General features: G+C 69.3%; 3 protein-coding genes. 2 read left to right on the top strand and 1 reads right to left on the bottom strand.

What is annotated here, in order from left to right; genetic code table 11:
• A partial coding sequence (uvrA, locus tag ACFULQ_RS48595) for an excinuclease ABC subunit UvrA (RefSeq protein WP_383558130.1) occupies positions 1-3,042 on the bottom strand: 3,042 nt, incomplete at its 3' end.
• A gap of 225 nt (positions 3,043-3,267) precedes the next feature.
• On the opposite strand from uvrA, the gene ACFULQ_RS48590 reads away from it, so the two are divergent.
• Complete coding sequence (locus ACFULQ_RS48590) at positions 3,268-3,954, top strand: maleylpyruvate isomerase family mycothiol-dependent enzyme (protein WP_383558128.1); 687 nt, start codon at positions 3,268-3,270, stop codon at positions 3,952-3,954.
• A 10-nt stretch (positions 3,955-3,964) separates the two neighbouring features.
• Complete coding sequence (locus ACFULQ_RS48585) at positions 3,965-4,621, top strand: MBL fold metallo-hydrolase (protein WP_383558126.1); 657 nt, start codon at positions 3,965-3,967, stop codon at positions 4,619-4,621.
• The last annotated feature ends 108 nt before the right edge of the window (positions 4,622-4,729 follow it).

Genomic DNA, 4,729 nt, shown 5'->3' with positions numbered 1-4,729 from the left:
CTTCGCGGGGGCGGCCTTCTTGGTGACTTCGGCGGCCTTCTTCGCCGCCGTACCGGTGGTGGCCTTCTTGGTCGCCGTGGTCCTGGCCGTCGCCGTCTTCTTCGCGGGCGACGACTTGGCGGCGACGGTCTTCTTCGCCGCGGTCGTCTTCTTGGCCGGTGCCTTGCGCGGGGCCTTCACCGCGGCCCCGTCGCTGATCCGGTCGGCGCCGAGGATCTCCCTCAGGAACTTGCCGGTGTGGCTGGCCGGGACTCCGGCGACCTCCTCCGGGGTGCCCTCGGCGACGACCAGTCCGCCGCCCGCACCGCCCTCGGGACCCATGTCGACGATCCAGTCGGCCGTCTTGATCACGTCGAGGTTGTGCTCGATGACGATGACGGTGTTGCCCTTGTCGACCAGGCCTGACAGGACCTTCAGCAGCTTGCTGATGTCCTCGAAGTGCAGACCGGTGGTCGGCTCGTCCAGGACGTAGACCGTACGGCCGGTGGAGCGCTTCTGGAGCTCGCTGGCGAGCTTGACGCGCTGCGCCTCACCGCCGGACAGGGTGGTCGCGGCCTGGCCCAGACGGACGTAGCCGAGGCCGACGTCCTTCAGGGTGTTGAGGTGGCGGGCGATCGCCGGGACGGCGTCGAAGAAGTCCGTGGCCTCCTCGATCGGCATGTTCAGGACGTCGGCGATGGACTTGCCCTTGTAGTGGACCTCCAGGGTCTCCCGGTTGTACCGGGCGCCGTGGCAGACCTCGCACGGGACGTAGACGTCCGGGAGGAAGTTCATCTCGATCTTGATGGTGCCGTCGCCCGCGCAGTTCTCGCAGCGGCCGCCCTTGACGTTGAAGGAGAAGCGGCCGGGCTGGTAGCCGCGGACCTTCGCCTCGGTGGTCTCGGCGAACAGCCTGCGGACATGGTCGAAGACACCGGTGTAGGTCGCCGGGTTGGAACGCGGGGTGCGGCCGATGGGCGACTGGTCGACGTGCACGACCTTGTCGACCAGGTCGTCGCCGTCCACGCGCGTGTGGCGGCCCGGGACGCTCCTCGCGCCGTTGAGCTCGCGCGCCAGGTGGGTGTACAGGATGTCGTTGACCAGGGTCGACTTGCCGGACCCGGACACGCCCGTGACCGCGGTGAACACGCCCAGCGGGAAGGACACGTCGATGTCCTGGAGGTTGTTCTCCCGGGCGCCGTGCACGGTGAGCTGCCGGGACGGGTCGAGGGGACGCCGGATGTGGGGCAGCGGGATGGCCTTCTTGCCCGACAGGTACTGGCCGGTCTGCGACTCGTCGTTGGCGAGCAGCTCCTTCAGGGAGCCGCTGTGCACGACCTTGCCGCCGTGCTCACCGGCGCCGGGACCGATGTCGACGACCCAGTCGGCGACCTTGATGGTGTCCTCGTCGTGCTCGACGACGATGAGCGTGTTGCCCATGTCCCGCAGCCGGACCAGGGTCTCGATGAGCCGGTGGTTGTCGCGCTGGTGCAGGCCGATGGACGGCTCGTCCAGGACGTACAGGACACCGACGAGTCCGGAGCCGATCTGGGTGGCCAGGCGGATGCGCTGGGCCTCGCCGCCGGAGAGGGTGCCGGCCGCGCGGTTCAGCGAGAGGTAGTCCAGGCCGACGTCGACCAGGAACTTCAGCCGTTCGTTGACCTCCTTCAGCACCCGCTCGGCGATCTTCTTGTCGCGGGCGCTGAGCTTCAGCTCGCCCAGGAAGTCCGCGCAGTCGCTGATGGACATGCTGGAGACCTCGGCGATCGACTTGCCCATGACCGTGACCGCGAGGACGAGCGGCTTGAGCCGGGTGCCCTCACAGGTGGGACAGGGCACCTCGCGCATGTAGCCCTCGAAGCGCTCCCGGCTGGCGTCGGACTCGGACTCGCTGTGCCGGCGCTTGACGAAGGGCACGGCCCCTTCGAAGGGGGTCGTATAGACCCGCTCGCGGCCGTACCGGTTGCGGTAGCGGACCTCGATCTGCGTCTTGTGGCCGTACAGCAGGGCCTTCTTGGCGCGCTGGGGCAGCCCCGCGAAGGGGATGTCGGTCCGGAAGCCCAGCGCGTCCGCGAGGGCGCCGATGAGCCGGCCGAAGTAGTCCTTGGTGTGGCCGTGCGACCAGGGGTGGATCGCGCCCTCGTCGAGGGACTTGTCCTCGTCGGGGACGATCAGCTCGGGGTCGACCTCCATGCGGGTGCCGATGCCGGTGCACTCGGGGCAGGCGCCGAAGGGCGAGTTGAAGGAGAAGGAGCGGGGCTCCAGCTCCTCGAAGGACAGGTCGTCGTACGGGCAGTACAGGTGCTCCGAGAACATGCGCTCGCGCTCGGGGTCGTCCTCGGGGAGGTCGACGAAGTCGAGCACGACCATGCCGCCGGAGAGGCCGAGGGCGGTCTCCACGGAGTCGGTGAGGCGGCGCTTGGCGGAGTCCTTCACCGTGAGGCGGTCGACGACCACCTCGATGGTGTGCTTCTCCTGCTTCTTCAGCGTGGGCGGGTTGGAGAGCTGGACGGTCTCGCCGTCCACCCGCGCGCGGCTGTAGCCCTTGGTCTGGAGATCGGCGAAGAGGTCGACGAACTCGCCCTTGCGCTCGCGCACGAGCGGCGAGAGCACCTGGAAGCGGCTGCCCTCCGGAAGCTCCAGGACCCGGTCGACGATGGCCTGCGGCGACTGGCGCGAGATCGGGCGGCCGCACTCGGGGCAGTGCGGCTTGCCGATGCGCGCGAAGAGCAGACGCAGGTAGTCGTAGACCTCGGTGATGGTGCCGACCGTCGAGCGCGGGTTGCGCGAGGTCGACTTCTGGTCGATCGAGACCGCGGGCGACAGGCCCTCGATGAAGTCGACGTCGGGCTTGTCCATCTGCCCGAGGAACTGGCGGGCGTACGAGGAGAGCGACTCCACGTAGCGCCGCTGGCCCTCCGCGAAGATGGTGTCGAAGGCCAGCGAGGACTTGCCCGACCCCGACAGGCCCGTGAAGACGATGAGCGAGTCGCGTGGCAGGTCGAGCGAGACATTCTTGAGGTTGTGCTCGCGCGCGCCACGGACGATGAGACGGTCGGCCACGCCGGTCCGCACCTTTCTTGAGAGAAGTGACAGGGGCGAGGCCCCCGTGCTTTCTCAGACTAGGGGGAGCCACTGACAACGCCGGTCGGATTCCCGGATGGGGACAACAATCCCCGGCCTTCCAGCATGCCCGACGCCGCTCCCGACCATATAGCACGTGCATTCGATTTACGGCACTGCTTCACCACCTTCACCCAAAGGTGTGGCGGAGCTAGGGTCAGCACCATGATTGATCACGCTCATGACCTGGAGTCTGTACGTGGTGCGACCGAGCGGCTGCTGACCGCAGCCGCCAGGATGGACAACGCGGCCGTGACGCAGTCGTCACGGCTGCCGGGCTGGACCCGCGGCCATGTCCTCGCCCACCTCTCCCGCAACGCCGACGCCCTGGTGAACGTTTTGCGGGGGCGGCCCATGTATTCCTCGGCCGAAGCGCGCGACGCCGACATCGAGCGTGACGCCCCGCGCGCCCTCGCCGTCCAGCTCGCCGACCTCCGCGACAGCGCCGCCCGCTTCCAGGAGGCGGGAGCCGAGCCGGCCGACTGGTCACGCACGGTCGAGCTGCGCAACGGGGTCACCGACTCGGCGTCCCGGGTGCCGTTCCGCAGGTGGGTCGAGGTGGAGCTGCACCATGTGGATCTCGGGATCGGGTACGAGCTGGAGGACCTGCCCGAGGAGTTCACGGAACGGGAGATCACCTTCCTCGCCGAGCGCTTCTCCGGACACCCCGAGGTGCCGGCCACGAGCCTCGCGGACGGCACGCGCGCGTGGAGCACGGGCCGGGACGCGAACCTGCCCGAGGTCACGGTCACGGGCACCCCCGCCGCTCTCCTCGGCTGGCTGGCCGGCCGCCGCGAGGGCTCGGCGCTGACGGTCCACGGCGGCACCCTCCCCTCGCTGCCCCCGCTATAGGCTGGCCGCCATGACGTACAGCGGACAGGTGACGGTCGGCGGGCCCGCCGACGTGCACGAGCTCAAGGACCTGATGATCACCAAGATCGCGGTCGGCCCGATGAACAACAACGCCTATCTGCTGCGCTGCCGGGCCACCGACGAGCAGCTCCTGATCGACGCCGCCAACGAGGCGCAGACCCTGCTGGGCATGATCGGTGACGACGGCATCGCGTCCGTCGTCACCACGCACCAGCACGGCGACCACTGGCAGGCGCTCGCCGAGGTCGTCGCGGCCACGCACGCGCGTACGTACGCCGGGCGGGCCGACGCCGAGGGCATCCCCGTCCCCACCGACGTCCCGGTCGACGACGGTGACGTCATCCGCGTGGGGCACGTGGAGCTGACCGCACGCCACCTGGTCGGCCACACGCCGGGCTCCATCGCCCTCGTCTACGACGACCCGCACGGACACCCGCACGTGTTCACCGGGGACTGCCTCTTCCCGGGCGGCGTGGGCAACACCCGCAAGGACCCGGAGGCGTTCGCCAGTCTGATCCACGACGTCGAGACGAAGATCTTCGACGTGCTTCCGGACGAGACCTGGGTGTACCCGGGCCACGGCAACGACACGACGCTCGGTGCCGAGCGGCCTCACCTCGGCGAGTGGCACGAGCGGGGCTGGTAAGTCGGCGGCATCGCCGCCGCGGTGACCCCTGCCTAACAGCCGCGCCCCTGGCAGTCGGTCGGAGCCTCAGCCGAAGAGCCCCGTACCCGCCGCGATGGCTGCCTGAAC

Source organism: Streptomyces sp. NPDC057253, from assembly GCF_042669125.1.
Classification (GTDB): Bacteria; Actinomycetota; Actinomycetes; order Streptomycetales; family Streptomycetaceae; genus Streptomyces.
This window is presented reverse-complemented; position numbering and strand designations above follow the sequence as displayed.

Excerpts from the sequence above, each read along its gene's own strand:
- ACFULQ_RS48585 (WP_383558126.1), top strand. The coding sequence starts at position 3,965 with ATGACGTACAGCGGACAGGTGACGGTCGGCGGGCCCGCCGACGTGCAC.
- ACFULQ_RS48590 (WP_383558128.1), top strand. The coding sequence starts at position 3,268 with ATGATTGATCACGCTCATGACCTGGAGTCTGTACGTGGTGCGACCGAG.